The sequence below is a fragment of the Sphingobium fluviale genome (genome assembly GCF_004122115.1).
GTDB lineage: Bacteria > Pseudomonadota > Alphaproteobacteria > Sphingomonadales > Sphingomonadaceae > Sphingobium > Sphingobium fluviale.
This window is the reverse complement of record NZ_SBKP01000002.1, coordinates 250,052-270,482: the sequence shown is the minus strand read 5'-3', so window position 1 is coordinate 270,482 and position 20,431 is coordinate 250,052. Positions and strand designations below refer to the sequence as shown.

The window sequence follows — 20,431 nt, the reverse complement described above, 5'->3', positions numbered from 1 at the left end:
GGAATGTCTATGTGTGTCGCCCATGGCAAAGATAGCGTTTATCGGGCTTGGGGTCATGGGCGGGCCGATCGCCGGACATCTGGCAAAGGCGGGGCATCAGCTCACAGTGTTCAACCGTACGATGGCGAAGGCATCCGCATGGGTGGAGGCGCATGGCGGCGAGGTGGGCGTCACGCCTGCGCAGGCGGCGCAGGATGCGGACATCGTCATAACATGCGTCGGTAACGATGATGACCTTGCCGAAGTCACTTTGGGGCCGGAGGGCGCATTCCGCACGATGGAGCGCGGGGCGCTGTTCATCGACCATACCACCGTCTCGGCCCGGATCGCGCGGCGGCTGTTCGAGGAGGGCGAAGGCCGGGGCTTCCACTGCGTCGATGCGCCGGTCTCCGGCGGGCAGGCAGGCGCGGAAAGCGGCACGCTCTCCGTCATGTGCGGCGGGACCGAGCCTGCTGTAGCCGCCGCGCGCCTCGCGATGCAGAGCTATGCCGCGCGCGTCGTGCATATCGGCGGCCCCGGCGCGGGGCAGACCGCCAAGATGGTGAACCAGATCTGCATCGCCGGGGTGCTGCAAGGCCTTTCCGAAGCGGTACGCTTTGCGCAGGCGGCAGAGCTGGACATGGACAAGGTGCTTGAGGCTGTCTCCGGCGGCGCGGCGCAAAGCTGGCAGATGAACAACCGCTGGGCGACGATGGCAAGGGGCGAATTTGACTTCGGCTTCGCGATCGATTGGATGCGCAAGGACCTTGGCCTCGCGCTTGAGGAGGCGCGGGTCAATGGCGCTGCGCTCCCCGTCACGGCGCTGGTCGATCAATTCTATGCCGAGGTGCAGGCGATAGGCGGCGGGCGGCAGGATACCAGCGCCCTAGTGCGGAGGCTGCACACCAAGTGACTTCCTCCCTCACGGCCCGTTTGTGCACGGTTTTCGTGGCATGCCTAGCGCTGATCCTGCTCGGTACCTCTGCGGAGGCGCGCAAGAAATCACCACCCTCACCGCCAACCGCCACCACCGGGCTGGTCGACAACATCAACGGCATCGCGGTCGACGAACAGGGCATCACGGCGCATTTCACCGGCCTGCTGATCGGTCAGGATGGCCGCGTCGAGCGCCGCCTTGCGCGGGAAGACAAGCGCCCGGACTATCTCGCATGGCGCTATGACGCGAAGGGCAGGACGCTGATCCCGTCTTTCATAGATAGTCACGCCCGCGTCATTGCCACCGGCCTGCGCCTGATGACGCTGGACCTGTCCGCAACCCGCTCGCTCACCGAAGCGCAAGCGATGATCGCCGCCCATGCACGCGCCAACCCCGCAAAGAAATGGATATTGGGCAGCGGCTGGGATGCCGCCCGCTGGGGCGCTGCTGCCCCCACCTCCACCCAGCTCGACGCCGCCGTGGCCGATACTCCTGCATGGCTGGAGAGCGCCGATGGCCGTGCCGGCTGGGCCAACAGCGCCGCGCTGCGCCTCGCTGGCCTCAAGGAAACGGGCGCGCTCACCGGCGCGGCCAAGCGCCAGATGGAGCGCGTCGTCCCCGCCCCCAGCCCCAAGGACCGGGACATCGCGCTCGACAAGGTGCAGCGCTTCTTCCTCGAACGTGGCGTCTCGATGGTGGCCGACATGGGCACGACTATCCTCGACTGGCAGGCCTATCGCCGCGCGGGCGACCGGGAGGCGCTGCGCCTGCGCATCATCGGCTATGCCGACGGCATCGAGCATATGGCGACGATCGCCGGGCCTGCTCCCTCGCCCTGGCTCTATGACGACCGGCTGCGGCTCATCGGCGTGCACCTGCCGGTGGAAAACAATGCCGACGCCACCCGCCTTGGCAATCAGGCGAGCCGCGCGGCAATGGACAATTTCCAGATCGCGCTGACGCCTGAGGGCGAACCGGCGTTGCAGAAGGCGGCCACGGTCACGCGCGAGCTGGCCGAGAGCTATCCGGGCGACCGGCGCTGGCGCACCGAGCCGATTGATGCGGCCTTCCCCTCCTTGGCGGGCATCGCCGCCGTTGCCCAGCGCGAGGGGACGGTGGGCAATGCACTGGCGGAGGTCACTACCCGCGCTGCGCATACCGCATTTGCCGAACAGAGCATCGGCGCGCTTTCTCCCGGCCAGTGGGCCGACTTTCTGTTGATCGACCGCGATCTCGACACTGCCCAGCCAGACTCCATTGCGGCCACGCGGATCATCGAGCACTGGATTGGCGGCAAACAGGTGTGGAAAACGCAAGATCCATGATTTTAGAGCAGAAACGCCGTTGCGCTTTAACCGTTGGCAAGGGATTGTGCCAGTAAGGATGCGGCAGCAGAAATGAGTGTGATGGACAAGACCCTTCCCAACCGAGCCTCCGCCGCGCGCCCGCACATCCGCATCGGCCTCTTGTGGCATTCCGCCAGCTCCGGCAACTTGGGCGTCGGCGCGCTTACCGTCGGCAACCTGACGCTGGCGCGCGAGGTAGCGGCGAGCATGGGGCTACAGCCACGCTTCGTCATCCTCAGCATGCGCGATGGAGACGCTCCGCTCGATCTCGGCGATGATGTCGAGATTTTCCGTATCGATACGCGCGCGATGCTTTCTCCCTCCGGTTTCTGGGCGACGCTGGGGCGGCTGGACTGCGTGCTCGATATCGGCGCGGGAGACAGCTTCGCCGACATCTATGGCCCAAAGCGGTTCGCCTTTCTCTGGCTCAGCAAGATGCTCAGCATCGCGCGCAGGGTGCCGCTGGTGCTCTCGCCCCAGACGATCGGCCCGTTCACAAAGCCGGTCTATCGCGCGCTCGGCGCGGCCGCGATCCGGGGTAGCGCAGTCACCTTCGCGCGGGATGAGCAGTCCCTCGCCGTCACGCGCGAGATGGCGCCGCGCGCGCGGGCGGAGCTGGCGGTGGATGTAGCGTTCGTGCTGCCGTTCGAGGATCGCTCGTCAGCGCGCGGCGGCGCGAAAATCCGCGTCGGCGTCAATGCTTCGGGGCTGTTGTTCCATCAGGCGGAGACGGGCACCAACCGCTTTGGCTTGAGCTATGACTATGCGGCGTTCACGCGGGCGCTGCTCGGTGCGCTATGTGCACGGGAGGATGTGGCGGTTCACCTCGTCACCCATGCGACCAGCAACGGCGACCCGACCGACGACGACAGCCGGCTGGCGGACAGGCTGGCGCAGGAGTTTCCCGCCGCCATTCGCGTGCCCAATTTTGCGACGCCATCTGACGCAAAAAGCTTCATTTCGAGCCTCGATTGCCTCGTTGCGGCGCGTATGCACGCCTGTATCGGCGCGCTTTCTGCCGGAACGCCGGTCGTTCCGGTCGCCTATAGCCGCAAGTTCAGCGGCCTTTTCGGCCTGCTCGGCTATAACCATGTCCTGCCGATGCGGGGAGTGACCGAGGAGTCGGCGGTTGGCTATGTACTCGGTCGACTAGACCACCGACCGGAGCTCGCGGAGGCAGAAGTGGAAGCCAACAGGAAGGTCAAGGACTTGCTGGATGTCTATCGCGCTGCCCTGAAACAGATTTTTGCGCAAGCGGTGGCGCGCGCATGATGCAGGGCCAGTCACCAACGCTGAAACGTGTGCTCTCCGGCCAGCTGTGCAGCGGCTGCGGCCTGTGCGCGGGCGTCGCGCCGGATGCCGTGACAATGGAAACTGTCGCGCCTGGCTATAGCCGCCCACTCCAGACCGCGCCCGTTTCCGCCGATGCAGAGCGCGCCATTGCTACCGCCTGCCCCGGCGCGAAGGTTGCGCCGTGGACCGGCATCGCGCCTGACAGCCATGAATATTGGGGCCCATGGCGCGGCATCCATACCGGTTATGCGCGCGACGCCGATGTTCGGTTCGCAGGCTCCTCCGGCGGGGCTATTTCCGCGCTGCTCATCCACGCGCTCGGCACCGGGCAGGTAGAGCAGGTGCTGCATGTGACCGCCGATCCCGACAAGCCCACGCGTAATATCATTACCTTATCCACCAGCGCGCAGCAGGTCGTCCGCAATGCCGGTTCGCGCTACGCCGCTTCTTCCCCCTTGCAGGACATAGGCCGCCTGCTCGATGAGGGCAAGCGCACCGCCTTTGTCGGCAAACCCTGCGACGTGTCCGCCCTGCGCCAGCTCGGCACAGTTGACGCGCGTGTAAATGCCACCTTCCCCCTCATGCTCTCCTTCTTCTGCGGCGGCCTGCCGAGCCATGCGGGCGCGGACAGGATCGTGCGCGCCATGGGGCTGGAGCCAGAGAATCTCACCAGCTTCCGCTATCGCGGCAACGGCTGGCCCGGCATGGCCCGCGCCGAAACCACCGACGGGCGCAGCGCCGAGATGAGCTATGCCGCAAGCTGGGGCGGGCATCTATCGAAAGAGGTGCAATTCCGCTGCAAGATCTGCCCGGATGCCATCGGCGGCGTGGCGGACATCGCCTGCGCCGACGCCTGGTATGGCGATGATGACGGCTATCCCTCGTTCGAGGAGCAGGAGGGCCGCAGCCTGATCGTCAGCCGCACGGCAGCGGGCGAGCAGCTGCTCGGTGAGGCCGTTGCTGCAGGCAGCCTGGATATCGAGCCACTCGAAGCTGACCAGATCGACCGGATGCAGCCCGCGCAGGCGCGCCGGAAGCGCCTTGTGCTGGCGCGCACAGCGTCGTGCCATGCGCTGCTCCAGCCGGTCCCGAAGATGGACGGGCTGGATGTCGGCAAGGCAGCGCGGCGGGCTCGGCCCAAGGAACTGCTGCACAATTTCCTCGGCACAATCCGCCGCATCCTTATCAAACGGCGTTGAAGCCTCGTTCAGGCCAGCTTAACCGCATTTCCCGCAGCATATCCGCTAAGCCCTTGGAGCATACGGCACTTTGAGGTAGCATGGCGCAAGGAGATCTCATGGCCGATCAGTTACCCCGTAGCACTCGCAAAGCCGTGATGCTGGCCACCGCGCTGTCCGGCGCACTGATCGTCGGCGCGGTCGTGTTCGCGGGTGCGCGCGGCATGCTGGGGCAGACCGGCGCGAAGATTGCCTCCGCCGTGGGCATACGAGATGCGTTTGGCAGCACGCCGCGTGTCGTCTCTTCCGCAGAGGAGCTGCGCCGCGCACTCGATAGCGCTGCAGATGGCAGCACCATCGCGCTGGCGAGCGGCCACTATCCTAATATCGGCATCGGCAACATCAAGAAGGCCGGGACCGTCACCGTTACCTCGGCGGACCCAGACCGTCCCGCAGTTATCGGCCGCCTGCTTGTCCGCAATAGCGCAGGGCTGACCTTCCGCAACATCGAGCTGGCGGCAGACGCCTCTGCGGTGGTCGTGCGCCAAGGCCAGCCGCCGAAAGCAGAACAAGCGGACCGGGACGAGGCCGACAATGAAGACGCCCCAAAGGGGCAGAGCGCGGCCAACCGCTTCCCCTTCATGATCCTCCAGAGCGAGCGCATCACCTTTGACCGCATGAACATACATGGCCCGGCGGATAATCTTGATGCAGCCTACAGGATTCCCGCGCTGATGGTGCGCGCCAGCCGCACGATCACCATCTCCAACTCCCGGTTCAGCGCGCTGCAGCACGGCATCGCGATGCTGGAGCTGGACGGTATGAGGGTACTCAACAACGAGTTCCATAATATCCGTACCGATGGCGTGCGTGGCGGCGAAGTCTCCAACCTGGAGGTCGCAGGCAATGTCTTCACGGACTTTCATCCCGCGCCCAAGGATCACCCGGATGCCATCCAGCTCTGGTCCACGCCCAAGAACGGGATGATGACCAATATTCACATCCACGACAATCTGGTGGTGCGCGGCACCGGCTATCCCACGCAGGGCGTTTTCCTGCGCGATGTGAAGAACGGGCGGCCGTTTCAGAGTGTGGTGATCGAGGGCAATCTGGTGATGGGCGGGCTGTATAACGGCATCGCCATCAACGGCGTGCAGGGCGGGCGCATTACAGACAATATCGTCCTCAATTATCCAGACCGCAAACATAGCTGGATCCGCGCACAGAATTGCGGCGACATCGAAATGCGGAACAACCGCGCCTCGCGCTATATCTTCGCGCCTGTCATCGGCACAGAGTCGGGCAACAAGATGGATGCCGCCTCGCCAAAGGACGAGGCCAAGCGCGTGAACCAGTGGCTGGATGCCAAGCCGGGTCGGCGCCGTGCGGACAGCATGCTTCAGGCACGGCTCACCGCGCCGCGCTAAACGTGAAAGATTTTTCAATAACCCGATGATAGGAGCTGGAAACTATTTCGCGCGCCGCCACGGGGCTGGCGGGCCAAAAGGACGTTATGAATGTCACTATTGATCCATCCGGGGTTTCACAAGACAGGGACGACCTGGCTCCAGCAGCAGTTGTTCACCGACAGGCGGCATTTCCACATGATGTTCGACCATGCCGACATCGACCGGCTGTTCGTCAGTCCGCATGATCTCGATTTTTCGGCCGATGCAGCGAAGGCGGAGGTCGATACCCGGCGCAGCGGCCCCGATAGCGGGCTGATCGACGTCATTTCGTCGGAAACCCTGTGCGGCCAGATGTTTCACGGATCGCGCCTCAGCAAGGTGACGGCGCGACGCCTTGCCGACAGCTGCGGCCCCGCGAAGATCCTGTTCACCGTGCGCGGGCAGCTCTCGGCCACGCAGTCCATCTACATGCAATATCTCAAGCGCGGCGGGCGGCTTTCGATCGACGACTATCTCTCCTATCAACCCGAACCGGGCTATGACTGGTTCAATCCTTCCGTCGTCAGCTATGCCAAGCTGGCGCACTGCTATGGCGACCTGTTCGGCCACGAAAATATCCTTGTCCTGCCGCAGGAGCTGCTGGCAAAGGACCGCACGGCTTGGCTCGGCCATCTGTTTCGCTTCCTGAATGGCCCGGATTTCGCAGGGGATATCTCGCTGGATGACCGCCCGCGCGAAGGCGTCAGTCCGCCAGCCAGCGGCATCCCGCTTCTGCGTGCCGCAAACATCTTCCGCGCAGGCACGATGAACCCCAATGCCATCCGTAGCCTGGGCTGGCTCGGCACCGCGCTCAACAGCATCGCCTATCGCTGGAAGCTGGGCGATGTCAGCGCGCGCAAGCGGATGCGCGCGACGATAGCGCGGCATTTCTCCGGCAAGTTCGGTGCGTCCAATCGCGCGCTCCAGCCCTATTGCCCCGTCGATCTGGCGCAGCTCGGCTACGAGATGGAGTAACGCCCGGCCCTTTGCGGCTCAGTCCGTGATCTTGTCGATATAGGCCGAACGACGGAATATGAGCACTTTAGCTGCGATTGGCCCAACTATTCCCGCCGCAAGCAGCACCGGTAGAAAGATAAGGAAGTTCACCCCGTCCCACGGCATCACCAGCAGCAGCAGCCCCTTTGCCAGACCGATGCACACCGTGTTCAGCAAATAGATCGGAAAGCTGTAACGCCCCAACAGATCAAGCCACTTCACGCGCTGCACAACGGGCAGGCGGCAGATGCCATGCAGTGCGGGAATGGAGGCCAGCCCGCAAGCGATGAGCGAGAGGTTATAAATCCCCGCCATGCGCGTCGCCACTATAACTCCCGCGAACACGACCAGCCAGAGCCAGAGCCAGCGATCCATCATCCGCCCCCAGCCATCGCTGCGCGCAATCGCAAGGCCGCCAACGAAGAAGTAGGGCAGATAAAGGAAGAACCTGTCCAGATAGAGCACCGGCACCATAGGCACGAAGCTGAGCGGCACAGCAATGACAAACCAGAATAGCGGGGATTTGACGAGGCGCATCGCGATGACGGCAAACAGCGTCATCTCGAACAGCACAAACACATACCAGACAGATTTTGCCGCGCTTTCACCCGTATTCCAGAACAGGTTCACCAGATCAGTGGCGAAATTGGGCGCAAGGTTATCGACATGAATAAACGCGCTGGCGACATGCTTGCCGACAACAATGATGAGGCCAAACAGCGCGAATGGAACGAGCAGGCGCTCTGCTCGACGCGCAAAGAAAGACCAAAAGCCCTGCCAAGCCTTCAGATGCGAGGCTGTGTAGAAAAAGATGAAGCCGCTCAAGTAAATGAAGAACGGCATGTGAAACGCATAGAGCGCGGTGCGCATCATAGCATACCAGTCGTTGCCCTTGGGCGGCTCTCCCGTCACGACATGGCCGAGAACTACGAGAAAGATGCCCAAACCCTTGGCGATGGTAATGTCATGCAGATAGCCGCGCTTGGCGGGAGCAGCGGGAGCAGCGCCATCGTGCTTTCCGGTACGATTTTCCTCTTTCGCCGCTCTATTACTCAAGCCTGATTTCCCTGTTCATCTCGTCAAGTTATCACTCGCGATGTATAGCCATGGCGTTATCGGGCAAAACTGCTAAATGCAAATTCATCGGGCGGATGCGCGCCTTTGCTGGTTGGTACGTTCAGAGGACTGCGTATGTTGGGTAAATTGATATTGAAGAAACGCACAGGCAAACGCCCCGCGCCAGCTACGGAAAGTGCCGTTCTCGCCCGTTATCATAGGCCGGCCTTGTCGCCAAAAGGGCGGAGAAGGCTTCTAATCGGTTTCGTTCTCCTCAATTTCATCTTCGGCTTTTTCTTCTCGGTTCTGCCCGATCACTCCAAGGCGATGATGACGATCCCGCTTTTTGTCATGGCGGCCCTGATCATCTGGCTTTTGCCCGAAACAGGCAGGCCGCCGACGAATTTTCTGGCCAAGATGTTTTTCTGTTACTTTGTGGCGCTGATATTGTGGCCCTATTATCTCGCCATCCAGTTGCCGGGCGCACCGCTGATAGAAATCCGCAGAACATTCCTGTTTCTCGGTATTCTGGCCATGCTCATCAGCGTCTCGGTATCGACCAAATTCATCCGGGAAATGAAAGAGATTGTCGGCGCGGAGCCTGCGTTCTTCAAGATTTTGTTGGGCCTGGTGATCGCGCAGACTTTGTCGGTTGTTGGCGCGAACGATGTGTCCAGCGCATTTAGCGCCTACTTGCGGATTCAGCTTGCCTGTACAGCGGCGCTCTTCATCACGATTTATGTCCTCTCAAAACCCGGCCGGGTGATGTATTTCGCGAACATGATCCGCATCGTCGCCGTGGTCCTCGCCATCATTGCCGTACTGGAATATGAGAACCAGGGCATTTTGTGGGCGCACCACATCCCCTCCTTCCTTCAGGTCGACGACCCCGCGATGGTCAACCTGCTGGATTCTGCCTTCCGGGCTGGCGACTATCGGGTGGTTGGCACTTTCTCCGTACCGTTGTGCTATGCGGAGTTCATGGCGCTGACGCTGCCGTTCTTCCTCCATTACATGCTCTTTGGTGAAAAGCGCAGTTACAAGATTATCCTGCTGATCTGCGACGCGCTGGTCATCAATGCGATCCTTTTGACGCAGGCGCGCGTCGGCATTGTCGGTATCATGGTGACGCATGGCATTTATGGCTTTATCTGGTCGATCCGGTTCTGGCGCACCCATAAGGACAGCCTGTTCGGCCCCGCTCTGGCGCTGTCCTACCCTGTCGGCCTGACGGTTTTCGGGCTGGCGATGCTGTTTGTCGGACGTTTGCGCGGCATCTGGCTTGGCGGCGCGACAGAAGGCGCCAGCACCTTGGGCAGATATGCTCAGGCTGACGCTTTCCCGCCAGTGTTTATACAAAAGCCACTCTTTGGCTATGGCCCTTCTCAGGGCGCAAAGGCGCTGAACTTCAGAAACCCAGCCGGAGAACTTTCGATAGACAGCGGGTTGCTGAACATACCGCTCTGCTATGGCGCGGTAGGCGCGGTTTTCTATTTCGGCATGTTCATTTTCATGCTCATCATGGGCATGCGGCTCGCTTTCGACGCGCGGGACCGGGAAATAGGCTATGCGATGCCCGCTGCGGTTACGATTGCGTTCTGGCTGGTCTCGCGCATCGTGCTCGCGCAGGAAGACAACGCCTCGTTCATGTATATGATGATGGGGACACTGGTGGCGCTGTCCTACCAGCAGAAAAAAATGGCCGCGACCAACAGCGGACAAGACAGGATACTGATGCCAGCCGCCGCCCCCGTTGCCGCATAAAAATCCCCTGCCAGACCAACGGTTTGGCAGGGGACAGGTTCGCTTTGGGGAAGCGTAAAGTCAGATCACAAAGTCCGCCGCGGCCAGCTTGGTCACATTGTCGACCTTGATCGCGAAGTCCGCCTTGCCATCGCCATTCAGATCGCCCTCCACGACTGCGCTGCCATTCACGACCGTGTAGTGCAGTTCGCCGACCTTGTTGTGGAAGGCCTGTGTGCCGATGAAGGTGAAGCGCCCACCGCCAGGATAGATCTGCTTCAGGTCGATCTTGTCAGCACCGCTGGTGAAGTCAGTTATCTGGTCAAACGAATATGTAGCGACGTCCGTGGTGTAAAATCGAAAGATGTCCGACCCGGCACCTCCTGTCATTACGTCGTTGCCAGCGCCCGCGATCAGCAGATCGTTACCGGCGCCGCCATCGAGCTTGTCGTTGCCCGCGCCGCCATCGAGCTTGTCGTCACCAGCCTCGCCGAACAGGATGTCATTGCCATTCTCGCCACGCAGCGTGTCGATACCCAGGCCACCCCAGATCGAGTCATCGCCATCCCGGCCCTGGATGCTGTCGTTACCATCCATGCCATAGATTTTGTCGACGCCGGCAGACCCGGTGATAGTGTTGTTCATGCTGTTGCCGATGCCGGTCAGGCCCCCGACCTCAAGGCGGAGATTCTCGACCTCGGTGGCCAGAGTGTGGTCCACGAAGGTGCGGACAGTATCAAAGCCCTGACCGGCCAGTTCCACTACGGTTGCGGTCTGCGAACGGATGAAATAGGTGTCGTCTCCATTGCCACCCTTGAGCATATGGTTGAAATATTTGCCGCCATCGATGCTGTCATTGCCGTCTCCAGCGTTGACGACCGAGTCATTGGTTGCCGATGCGAACAGGCGGTTGTCGCCCGCCGTGCCGTCTATGGTCACGACCTGAGCGCGGACCGCCAAGGCCGCTGCAAGAGTAGTCGCATTGAGCCCCAGAGTCTGCATCAGCGTCGTATCAGAGCTTGCCCAATGACCGGAAAAGCCCGCATGGCTCGCCAGCCAGCTGCTCACATAGCCAGACCCCAGATCGAAGATCGGAGAAATCTGCACGTTGCCGTTAACGCCCGGCATATTCTGCTGCTGTGCAACAAACGCGGTTGACTGGTTGTTGGCAACCGTGACGTTGGTGGAGTTGTTGGTGCGGATCCAGCTCTGTTCGCCCACATAACCGGCCACGGTGTTGTTGGCGATGGTCGCGCCGTCGGCATGCTCGACAGAGATGCCGTTATAGCGCGCACCGACGATCATATTGCCGGTGATGTTGAGGTTCTTGAACGGCAGGTTGCCAATAATATCCCGCATGAAGATGCCCTGGATCGGCGAGCCATTGCCCCGTACCACCAGATTGTCGGTGATGTTGATGTTGGTCGCCGAGGTGCTGGTGTTGTTGGTCCAGAGCTGGATGGCGTCCGGATGATCCAACGGCGCGGGATGGAAGTTGGTGAAGGTGTTCTGCGTTACGGTGAGGTTCGAATTGCCACCGCCGCGGACACCATCCATCCGCAAGTCATGCACATAGTTGTTGGCGATCGTAAGGCCATTGTTATCCAGCATCGAGATGCCGGTGTAGCCGTTGAAGAACTCGGAGTCCTTCACCGTCACATTGGTGCTGCTGCGCACCATCATCAGCGCCACCTCGTTGCCAGAGCCGATGTTGTTCGGGCCATGCACCTTCAGGTGATCGAGCACGATGTTGGAGGATTGCAACACCTGGAACGCGAAATCCTTGTTCGCGACCGGGTTGCTGAGATCCAGATTCTTAATGGTGAGGCCGCTACTGCCCTTTACTGTCAGATCGCTCAGCACCGCCTGCTTAAGTGGATCGGCAGAAGTAATGGTTACGTTGCCATTAATCTTGATGTTGCAGAGCGAGACATTGGAATAATTTCCAGCAGCGAGTTGAATAACGTCGCCATTTTGCGCCTTTGATAAAGCACTGGTGAGTTGGCTCACCGAATTTACAGTGATAACTGTCACTAATTATGCCTCCAGCCGATTGCGACCACATCAGCTTCGCGATGTGCGCAGAGGTTTGTTCGAATGAAGACGTTTTTAACGATCAGCTATTTCGTGCCGACTACCGCCAATGGTTAAGCCTATGCACACTATATAAAATTCGGGCGGAGCAATCTCGCAGCCCCGCCCGCATAACAAGCTGTTGATTTTTCAGCAGAGTTCAGGCCTTTCGGCGCTCTGCTTACTAATGAAGAACTATAGGATGAAGTCGCTTACGCTCAGCGTATGCACACCGCGCAACGAAAAATCTAAATCCTCGATGCCGTCTCCATCGGAGTCCACCATAACGGCGACGCCGTTCTTGCTGCTGACATAGCGCACCTCGCCTGCGGTTCCGCTGAAAGCCGCTGTGGCGATGAACTGGAACGGTTGGGCGGCTTGTGAGCTGGCCCCTGCCCTGGCATCCGTCAGCACAATCTTGTCCTCGCCAACCTGGAAGCCTTCAACTATGATGTCATTGTGGTTCAACTGCCCCGTAACGGCAACTTCGATGTGATCCACGCCCGGCAGGGCTGCAACCACTGTGCCGGGCTCTGCAACGATGACATTGGGCGTCGCAGCGTCTGCTTCGTCATCGGTCACGGTGGTATCAATAATCAGATTCTCATCGTCAACCGCATCCGCATCGGTGTCGGCAGGGTTGGCGGGCGTCACTTCTGCTGTGACATCCTCCGGCGCGACCTCGCTGTCCACAGGGACAGGCAGCCCGCCCTCGTCGTCGGGCAAGGTGGAAGTATCGGTTGCCGCTTCTTGCGTCGTATCAATCACCACGGTGGCGGACGCCTGCTTTGCAGCGGTCGCGGGGCTCAGTATCTGCCACTGCGGCGCCAGGTTAAGAACATTGTCATCGCTCGCCGTTGCCGCGACGCTTAACGCGGCGGCATCAAGGTCTATGGGCGTCTTGGTGGGCTTTGGTGGAGGCGTAGACCCGCCGCCACCGCCGACACTGGCAGAAAACACCGCAGCAAGCGCCGCCGGGTCGACGAGTTTCCATGCGGAAGCAAATGCTGCATGCTGCTTGAGCCAGGTGGCAGCCATGGCCAGACCATTATCTGTGGCATAGGGTATGGCGACATTTCCCTGCGTGCCCACAATCGGCTTCAGCGTACCGAAAAACAGCGTGGCCAGGTTGTTCGCCACCGTGACCGCGCTGGAATTCGACATCTGTATGCCCGATTTATGATCGGGGAATCCCTGTACGGTATTGTTGGCCACGGTGCCGCCTTTGACACCGTTGAGAGCGATGCCATTGCCGCGCGCGCCCTCTATCAGATTGTGGGTCACGGTTACGTTGTTGAACGGCAAAGTACCCGTGATATCGCGGAGGAAAATACCCTGAATCTGGGTGCCCGTCCCACGTGTGACCACATTCTGGTCTATGATGATGTTACTGGATGACTGGCTGGTGTTCGCAGTCCAGAGCTGGATGGCATCCGGGTGATCCGCCGCCTGCGGATGGAAATTGGTGAACATATTGGCGCGGATCGTAAGATCGGAATTGCCGCCGCCGCGCACGCCATCGGTGCGCAGATCGTGAAAATAATTGTCCTCGATCCGCACCTGCTTGTTGTTCAGCATGCTGATGCCATGCCAGCCGTTCGAGAATTCGCTGTTCACCACCTGCACATTGCTGCTGCTGCGGATCATCATCAGCCGGGTGTTCATCGCCGCAGCCGACCCTGGAGCGCCATGAACGTTGAGATTATCGAGCACGATGTTCGATGATCCCTGAACCTGAAAGGCAACGTCAATATTCTTGGTGTTGGAGAGTTCCAGCCCCTGAATCTTGATTCCCTTGCTGCCTGAAATCATGAGATCCGTCAGCACGGCCTGCTTGTTGGGGTCTGCCGAGGTAATCGTCACCCCGCCGGTAAAGTTGAGCCCCTTGAGGTTCACATTGCTATATGTACCCGCAGCAAGCTTGATGACGTCTCCGCTGGCGGCTTTGGCCACCGCGCTCATCAAGGCCTGGGAAGAATTAACCGTTATGACCGTCACACCTAACACTCCAGTTATGCTGAAGTCCCCCGGCCTGACCCACCCTGCAAAGGGCACTGATCAAGACCATCAGGACTGAAACCAGCCTGAAAGCGCCGCCATGCCCAGTGCTGCGCCAAATATAATAGCGTACCCTACCTTGTCGGCCCTGCCGACCTGATATGTTCGCCCCGACAACCCCAGAAGCCAATCAGCCCTATGATCGGCCTACCCTTTTGTCTTAAACCGCAGCTGGCGTTAACCATTTTCCGGCCCGCTCGCAATAAGCTGGAAATCCATGACAATTATGACGAAAGCGATGAAACGGCATTTTGACGCCATGAAATGTGTAAAATCATGAAACCGTGCCAGTTTGATACGGTTTTGGGCCGGTTTTAGGGGCTATGCGTTCAAAAACAGGACAGTCAGCCGATGATATTTTTGCTGTCTGACCAGAAAAATCGCAAACCGTCATACGTTCGCAGGAATAATTTCCGAAAGATTCCTCTTCTCCCCGTATCGGCGGGCTGATACTAAAGACACGAGAGCCGCACCCAGACCCATGAAACTGCCCGCCACCAGTGAAGAAGCGCAACGCGCAATAAAAGAAATGCGCCCCGCCGCTGGCGGATTGGCGGCGCTTTCGTTCGTAATCGCGCTGTTTCCTGTGGCGGTGAGCCTTTATATCCTGCTGCTGTTCGATGTCGCGATACCGGGACGGAGCGTCAGTACGCTGGTGGGCGTATCGCTGCTGATGCTGACGCTGATCGGGGTCCACGCCTATTTCCGCTTTCTGCGCCGGCGCATTTTGGGGCATGTTCAGGGCATTGTCCTGACACACATGCTCCCGCGCCTCGACGAGGTTTCCGCACGAGTGAGCGAGGAGAGTTCGCTTGGCCAGAGCGATGGAGATCAGGCCGTGCGCGATCTCGATGCGGTGTCGAGCTTCCTGAAATCTCCGGTCGCGAGCGCATGGGTCGATATCGCCGCGCTGCCGGTCCTGCTCATCGTGATGCTGCTCCTGCATGGATGGATGGCGCTGTCTCTGCTCCTGTTTTCTGGCACCATGCTGTTTTTGCTGTGGCGCACGGTAAATATGCTGGAGCAGCCGCTGCGCGACATCGTGCCGCTGCTGGCGCGAAGGCAGGCAGTATCGATCCTCGGCCGCTCTCATAACGACATCATTCGCGGGTTGGGCATGAGGAGCCATGCGCGGCGGGTGTGGCAGCTCATCAACGCCTCGCTTAGCCGCATGGCAGAGCGTGCGGACGGCACCCATCTGCGACGCGCCTCCATCGCCCGTGCATTACTGTTTACAGCGACAGGCACGACACTGGCCATCGGCGCCGCGCTGACCATACACGACAAGGCCAGCCCGGCTGTGACCTTCGCGGCGGCGGCGCTCACATGGCTGGCGCTGGAGCCGCTGGTGAACGCCGTCGTCGGCGCGCATCAATTTGTCGCCGCGCGGCAGGGCTGGACACGGATGGACGCACTGCTGCGGGCGGTGATGCCGCCGGTTGCGCCTGTGCGCCTGCCGCCGCCCAACCGCAAACTGGATTGCGAGAATATCGCAGTGCTCTATTCCGGGCTGCGCAGGGCGATTGTCCAGAACATCCAGTTCAGCCTACAGGCGGGCGATGTGCTGGCTATTGCCGGCCCTGCCGCCTGCGGAAAATCCACGCTGCTGCGCGCGATTGCGGGCACTATCCCGCTGGCGCGCGGCAAGATCAGGCTAGACGACGCCGCACTGGACCAGTGGGGCGAGGACGCGCTGGGGCCGCATATCGGCTATATGCCGCAATCGATTCAGCTGATCGAGGGATCGGTAGCAGACAATATCGGCCGGTTCGACCCTGAGGCGGACCCGCAGAATGTCGTCGCCGCGGGGCAGGCGGCGTATGCCCACGAGATGATCGTCAAGCTGCCCGAAGGCTATAACACCCTGGTCGGCCCGAATGGATCGCGCCTGTCTCACTCTCAGGCGCAGCGGATCGCTCTCGCCCGCGCGCTCTATGGCGAGCCGCTGTTACTGGCGCTTGATGAGCCGACTGCGCAGGTCGATCTCGCTGGCGAACAGATGTTTTCCCAGAGCATCGATGGTGCCCGCAAGCGGGGCGCCATCACCATCCTTGCCGGAAACGCCAACAGCCTCGTACAAGTCGCCACCCATATTCTCGTACTGCGCGATGGCGCGATGCTGGACTTTGGCCCCAAGGAAGAAGTGCGGCAGCGCATGGCAGAGCGGCGTAAGCGCATCAAGGTGGAGCAGGAAGCAGGCCGCACCCCTCCCGCCGCCGCTCCTGAAGCCCAGCCCCAGCAGCACCCTGCAAGTGAAACGGAAACATCGTTATGAGCTACCAGCTTCCCGCGACCGTCAGCACCGGCACAGATCTTATCCCCGTCATCGAAGATCCGCAGGAGGGCCTGCGCCGCAGTTTCCGCGCGGGGCTGATCACGATAGGCCTCTTGTTCTTCGGCCTCTTCGCGCTTGCGGCGCTGATCGGGACACAGGGCGCTGTTGTCGGCACTGGCGAGGTCACGGTCGAATCGCGCGTCAAGAAAATCGCGCATCCCACTGGCGGGATCATCTCTGCCGTACTGGTGCGCGAGGGGCAGCACGTCAAAAAAGGCGATATCCTGATGCGCCTTGACGACACTGTGACCGGCACCAGCGCCAGCGCATCAGGCGACAGTTTCGAGCAACTCGCCGCTGCCGCCGCGCGCCTGACAGCAGAGCGGGACGGCGCGCCTTCGATCAACTTCCCGCCTTCGCTCACGCAAAACCCCACACCCGCAAAACAGGAGGCGATGGCCGAGGCCCAGCGTATGTTCGTCCTCCGCCGCCAACTCCAGCAAAACCAGCTCGCGCAGATAAACGAGCGCGTGCGCCAGACCGAACAGCAGATTGGATCGCTCGCGGCGCAGATGAATGCCGCGCAGCTACAGGCAGACCTTGTGAAGCCGGAGCTGGAAGGCTTGCGCGCGCTGAGGGACAAGCAGCTCGTTACCGTCAATCGCCTCAACCAGATCGAGCGAACAGCCGTCGAGCTTCAGGGCGCAGTCGCCTCCTATGGCGCGCAGATTGCGCAGGCGCGGGCACGGATTGCGGAAATCAGGCAGTCCGGGCTGCAAATGGTGCAGGATATGCGCAACCAGTCGGGCATCGAGCTGGTGGACATAGAATCGCGGCTCAATGATTCGCGCATCCGCACAGCCTCGGCCACCGACGCCTATACACGCAGCCTTGTGCGCGCGCCCTATAGCGGCGTGATCGCCAAGCTCGCTTATTCCACGGTGGGCGGGGTGCTCCCCCCGATGGAAACGATCATGGAAATCGTACCGACACAGGATGCGCTCACCATTGAGGCGCGGGTCAGCCCATTTGACATCGACCAGCTCAGCGTCGGCCAGCACGCCAGCCTGCGCTTCTCCGCATTCAACGCGCAAACCACGCCGCAACTGAATGGTACGCTGGAAACCATTTCCGCAGAGCGCATTACCGAGCCGCAGACCGGCCAGAGCTATTACAAGATCATCGTCAATGTGACCGATCAGGAGCGCAAGCGCCTCGGCAATCTCAAACTGGTGCCGGGCATGCCGGTAGAGGTTTTTGTGCAGACCACCGAGCGGTCGCTGTTGTCCTACCTCACCAAACCGCTGCGTGATCAATTCAGCCGCGCTTTCAGAGAAAATTGATCAAAAGTCTGCCGAAAAACAAAAAATCAGCATAGATATTTCAGTAAAAACTGAAAGAATATGCACGTTCCATTCAATCCATCACCCAAAAACATAGTTTGTGGCGGCACACAAAAGTAGCCCTCTTTACTTTTTTCGTGAGTCAGACAATAATTTATACGATTATTTGATCGACAACGCTTAACAGGGCCATGCATGATAAAGGGATATCACCGACTGATAACCCATAATGCCTTCGCTCGCCCCAAAATGGGAGGGGGGGGGGCGAAGATATTTTTATCCTCTCACCGGGTGTGGTACGAGTTCTTCTCGCTAGCGCCGTCATTATTTCTCATATCTCGAAATATGACATCGGCAGGCTTGGCGTTATCGTCTTCTTCTTTCTCAGTGGATATTGGACGTCAAGGATCTGGACTGAAAAGTTCGACGAAAAGCAATTCGTATCATTCTACATCTCGCGCGCACTCCGCATTTACCCTCTGTTTCTGGTCGTTTCGCTCGCCAGCAGCATCTTCCGCGGTCTACCGCTATCCCTCGAAAATTTTCTGCTATTTGGCATAGCCACCACAGGCAACGACCCGACCGGAGTTTCCTGGTCGCTCGACATCGAGATGCAATATTATCTGCTATGCCCGTTACTTCTTCCGCTGCTGCGTCATTTCCCTTGGACTACCTTGACGGTTTGCAGCGCGGTTACTGCGGTCGCCTGGATAGTCACGCCAACTCTGGGCATACGGACTGCGCTGCTGTACCTGCCCGCTTTTCTAGCTGGCGCCCTTTCCGATCAGTCGCGCCATATACCATCGGCGCGCTCCGCCTATTCTTCACTTGGCCTGTTCGCTTTAGCCAGCGTTGGCGCCTATTTCACGCCGTTCTTCACCAAATCCACACACGACCCGTTTCACAGGGACATCTTCGCCCTGTTGTGGTTGCTTCCGCTGATTCCCTATCTACAGCGATCGCTGTCGATTCGCTCCAGCCACATTGACCGCGTGCTCGGGGATTATAGCTACGCGCTCTATCTTATGCATTACGCGATTATCGCGCTCATCGTCGTGAGTGACACTGCAAGCGAAAAGCTGGTCGCGGGCATAGTGTCATACGGTGTCGCGGCCCTGCTATACATTGCGGTGGATGCTCCCCTAAATGGGATGCGCTATCGACTCATGCGAGTATTCAGCAAAAAGGCGTGACGCAGTTGACCCAACCTAGTGCGCATCCCATTACCGGCCTGACTTCCTGAGTGCGCTCTGTTTCAGCCTTGATGAAGGCGCTTTCAGAGAAAATTGACGCCAATTTTACTGTATTGAAACGTCCTTGGTGCAGGTGACGCTTTGACCCCGCACACCAAGGGCACTATGCCCTGTTGCGGTGCAGCGCGGAAATAAGGAGACTTACCTTGCGGATTACGATGATCGGTTCGGGCTATGTAGGGCTGGTATCGGGCGCCTGTTTTGCCGATTTCGGGCATGAAGTGGTGTGCGTGGACAAGGACAAGTCCAAGATCGACGCGCTGCTTGGCGGGAAAATCCCGATCTTCGAGCCGGGGCTGGACCATCTCGTGGCCACCAATGTCGCCGCCGGTCGCCTGCGCTTCACCACCGATCTGGCCGAAGGTGTGAAGGACGCCGACGCCGTCTTCATCGCCGTGGGCACCCCATCCCGCCGTGGCGACGGCCATGCAGACCTCTCCTATGTCTATGGCGCGGCCAAGGAAATTGCCGGAGCCATTAACGGCTTTACGGTCATCGTCGACAAATCGACCGTTCCTGTCGGCACCGGCGACGAGGTGGAGCGCATCATCCGCGCGGCCAACCCGGATGCCGATTTCGCCGTAGTCTCCAACCCCGAATTCCTGCGCGAGGGCGCAGCGATCGATGATTTCAAGCGGCCAGACCGCGTTGTAATCGGCGGGGATGACCCGCGCGCGCTGGAGGTGATGCAGCAGATCTACCGTCCGCTCGCGCTGGGCCGCTCGCCGATCATCGAGATGAGCCGCCGTGGCGCTGAGCTGACCAAATATGCGGGCAACGCCTTCCTCGCCACCAAGATCACCTTCATCAACGAGATTGCCGACCTGTGCGAGAAGGTGGGCGCGGATGTGCAGGATGTGGCGCGCGGCATCGGCCTCGATAACCGCATCGGCAGCAAGTTCCTCCATGCCGGGCCGGGCTATGGCGGCTCCTGCTTCCCCAAGGATACGCTCGCGCTGTTGAAAACCAGCCAGGATTATGACGCGCCGCAGCGGATCGTAGAGGCAGTGGTGGCTGTGAACGACAACCGCAAGCGGGCTATGGGCCGCAAGGTGATTGCAGCGTGTGGTGGCGATGTGCGCGGCAAGACGGTCGCCGTCCTCGGCCTCACTTTCAAGCCCAATACCGACGACATGCGCGACAGCCCGGCCATCGCCGTGGTCCAGACGCTTCAGGATGCCGGCGCCACAGTGCGCGCTTATGATCCTGAAGGCATGGAGCAGGCAAAGCTGGTGCTCGACAATGTCAGCTATTGCACCAACAGCTATGAGGCGATGGAAGGCGCGGACGCACTAGTGATCGTCACGGAATGGGATGCGTTCCGCGCACTCGATCTCGATCGCGTCAAGAGCCTGCTCAAGCAGCCGGTGCTGGTGGATCTGCGCAATGTCTATCCGCGCGAAATGGTGGAAAAGGCGGGCTTCCGCTATACCGCGATCGGCCGCTGAAAACC

General features: G+C 60.2%; 14 protein-coding genes. 11 read left to right on the top strand and 3 right to left on the bottom strand.

What is annotated here, in order from left to right; translation table 11 throughout:
- Window positions 1-22 precede the first annotated feature (22 nt).
- The 6 genes from EQG66_RS03750 to EQG66_RS03725 all read left to right on the top strand — a co-directional run bounded on the left by EQG66_RS03750 (window position 23) and on the right by EQG66_RS03725 (window position 7,156).
- Complete coding sequence (locus EQG66_RS03750; protein WP_129403189.1) at window positions 23-892, top strand: NAD(P)-dependent oxidoreductase; 870 nt, start codon at window positions 23-25, stop codon at window positions 890-892.
- 35 nt (window positions 893-927) lie between these two features.
- Window positions 928-2,241, top strand: a complete 1,314-nt coding sequence (locus tag EQG66_RS03745) for an amidohydrolase family protein (RefSeq protein ID WP_245987837.1) — start codon at window positions 928-930, stop codon at window positions 2,239-2,241.
- An 81-nt stretch (window positions 2,242-2,322) separates the two neighbouring features.
- Entirely contained in the window at window positions 2,323-3,534 is a 1,212-nt protein-coding gene (locus EQG66_RS03740; protein ID WP_164975573.1) for a polysaccharide pyruvyl transferase family protein, read from the top strand.
- Window positions 3,531-4,754: a Coenzyme F420 hydrogenase/dehydrogenase, beta subunit C-terminal domain gene (locus tag EQG66_RS03735; protein WP_129403187.1), complete on the top strand. Its 1,224-nt coding sequence runs from the start codon at window positions 3,531-3,533 to the stop codon at window positions 4,752-4,754. Before EQG66_RS03740 ends, EQG66_RS03735 begins: the two co-directional genes overlap by 4 nt.
- 98 nt (window positions 4,755-4,852) lie before the next feature.
- Window positions 4,853-6,160: a right-handed parallel beta-helix repeat-containing protein gene (locus EQG66_RS03730; protein ID WP_164975572.1), complete on the top strand. Its 1,308-nt coding sequence runs from the start codon at window positions 4,853-4,855 to the stop codon at window positions 6,158-6,160.
- A gap of 90 nt (window positions 6,161-6,250) precedes the next feature.
- The gene (locus EQG66_RS03725; RefSeq protein ID WP_129403185.1) at window positions 6,251-7,156 is read left to right on the top strand and encodes a hypothetical protein; all 906 of its coding nucleotides are present in this window, start codon (window positions 6,251-6,253) and stop codon (window positions 7,154-7,156) included.
- A gap of 18 nt (window positions 7,157-7,174) precedes the next feature.
- Here EQG66_RS03725 and EQG66_RS03720 read toward each other — a convergent pair whose 3' ends face one another.
- Window positions 7,175-8,233: an acyltransferase family protein gene (locus tag EQG66_RS03720; protein ID WP_129403184.1), complete on the bottom strand. Its 1,059-nt coding sequence runs from the start codon at window positions 8,231-8,233 to the stop codon at window positions 7,175-7,177.
- A gap of 153 nt (window positions 8,234-8,386) precedes the next feature.
- On the opposite strand from EQG66_RS03720, the gene EQG66_RS03715 reads away from it, so the two are divergent.
- The gene (locus EQG66_RS03715) at window positions 8,387-9,997 is read left to right on the top strand and encodes an O-antigen ligase family protein (RefSeq protein ID WP_129403183.1); all 1,611 of its coding nucleotides are present in this window, start codon (window positions 8,387-8,389) and stop codon (window positions 9,995-9,997) included.
- A 60-nt stretch (window positions 9,998-10,057) separates the two neighbouring features.
- Here the strand turns inward: EQG66_RS03715 and EQG66_RS03710 are convergent, their stop codons facing one another.
- Together EQG66_RS03710 and EQG66_RS03705 are read right to left on the bottom strand one after the other, a co-directional pair.
- Complete coding sequence (locus EQG66_RS03710; protein ID WP_129403182.1) at window positions 10,058-12,010, bottom strand: calcium-binding protein; 1,953 nt, start codon at window positions 12,008-12,010, stop codon at window positions 10,058-10,060.
- Window positions 12,011-12,244: 234 nt separating this feature from the next.
- Window positions 12,245-14,011: a right-handed parallel beta-helix repeat-containing protein gene (locus tag EQG66_RS03705; protein WP_129403181.1), complete on the bottom strand. Its 1,767-nt coding sequence runs from the start codon at window positions 14,009-14,011 to the stop codon at window positions 12,245-12,247.
- A gap of 577 nt (window positions 14,012-14,588) precedes the next feature.
- On the opposite strand from EQG66_RS03705, the gene EQG66_RS03700 reads away from it, so the two are divergent.
- From EQG66_RS03700 to EQG66_RS03685, 4 genes are all read left to right on the top strand, one after another.
- Window positions 14,589-16,382 carry an ATP-binding cassette domain-containing protein gene (locus EQG66_RS03700; protein WP_129403180.1) on the top strand — a complete coding sequence of 598 codons (1,794 nt, stop codon included), beginning with the start codon at window positions 14,589-14,591 and terminating at the stop codon, window positions 16,380-16,382.
- Window positions 16,379-17,725: an HlyD family type I secretion periplasmic adaptor subunit gene (locus EQG66_RS03695; protein ID WP_129403179.1), complete on the top strand. Its 1,347-nt coding sequence runs from the start codon at window positions 16,379-16,381 to the stop codon at window positions 17,723-17,725. Before EQG66_RS03700 ends, EQG66_RS03695 begins: the two co-directional genes overlap by 4 nt.
- 293 nt (window positions 17,726-18,018) lie before the next feature.
- Complete coding sequence (locus EQG66_RS03690) at window positions 18,019-18,918, top strand: acyltransferase family protein (RefSeq protein ID WP_164975571.1); 900 nt, start codon at window positions 18,019-18,021, stop codon at window positions 18,916-18,918.
- Window positions 18,919-19,124: 206 nt separating this feature from the next.
- Window positions 19,125-20,426 (top strand): UDP-glucose dehydrogenase family protein, encoded by a 1,302-nt coding sequence (locus tag EQG66_RS03685; RefSeq protein ID WP_129403177.1) that lies wholly within the window; start codon window positions 19,125-19,127, stop codon window positions 20,424-20,426.
- Window positions 20,427-20,431: the final 5 nt, after the last annotated feature.

Excerpts from the sequence above, each read along its gene's own strand:
- EQG66_RS03750 (WP_129403189.1), top strand. The coding sequence starts at position 23 with ATGGCAAAGATAGCGTTTATCGGGCTTGGGGTCATGGGCGGGCCGATC.
- EQG66_RS03740 (WP_164975573.1), top strand. The coding sequence starts at position 2,323 with ATGGACAAGACCCTTCCCAACCGAGCCTCCGCCGCGCGCCCGCACATC.
- EQG66_RS03735 (WP_129403187.1), top strand. The coding sequence starts at position 3,531 with ATGATGCAGGGCCAGTCACCAACGCTGAAACGTGTGCTCTCCGGCCAG.
- EQG66_RS03730 (WP_164975572.1), top strand. The coding sequence starts at position 4,853 with ATGGCCGATCAGTTACCCCGTAGCACTCGCAAAGCCGTGATGCTGGCC.
- EQG66_RS03725 (WP_129403185.1), top strand. The coding sequence starts at position 6,251 with ATGTCACTATTGATCCATCCGGGGTTTCACAAGACAGGGACGACCTGG.
- EQG66_RS03705 (WP_129403181.1), bottom strand. The coding sequence starts at position 14,011 with ATGAGCGCGGTGGCCAAAGCCGCCAGCGGAGACGTCATCAAGCTTGCT.
- EQG66_RS03700 (WP_129403180.1), top strand. The coding sequence starts at position 14,589 with ATGAAACTGCCCGCCACCAGTGAAGAAGCGCAACGCGCAATAAAAGAA.
- EQG66_RS03695 (WP_129403179.1), top strand. The coding sequence starts at position 16,379 with ATGAGCTACCAGCTTCCCGCGACCGTCAGCACCGGCACAGATCTTATC.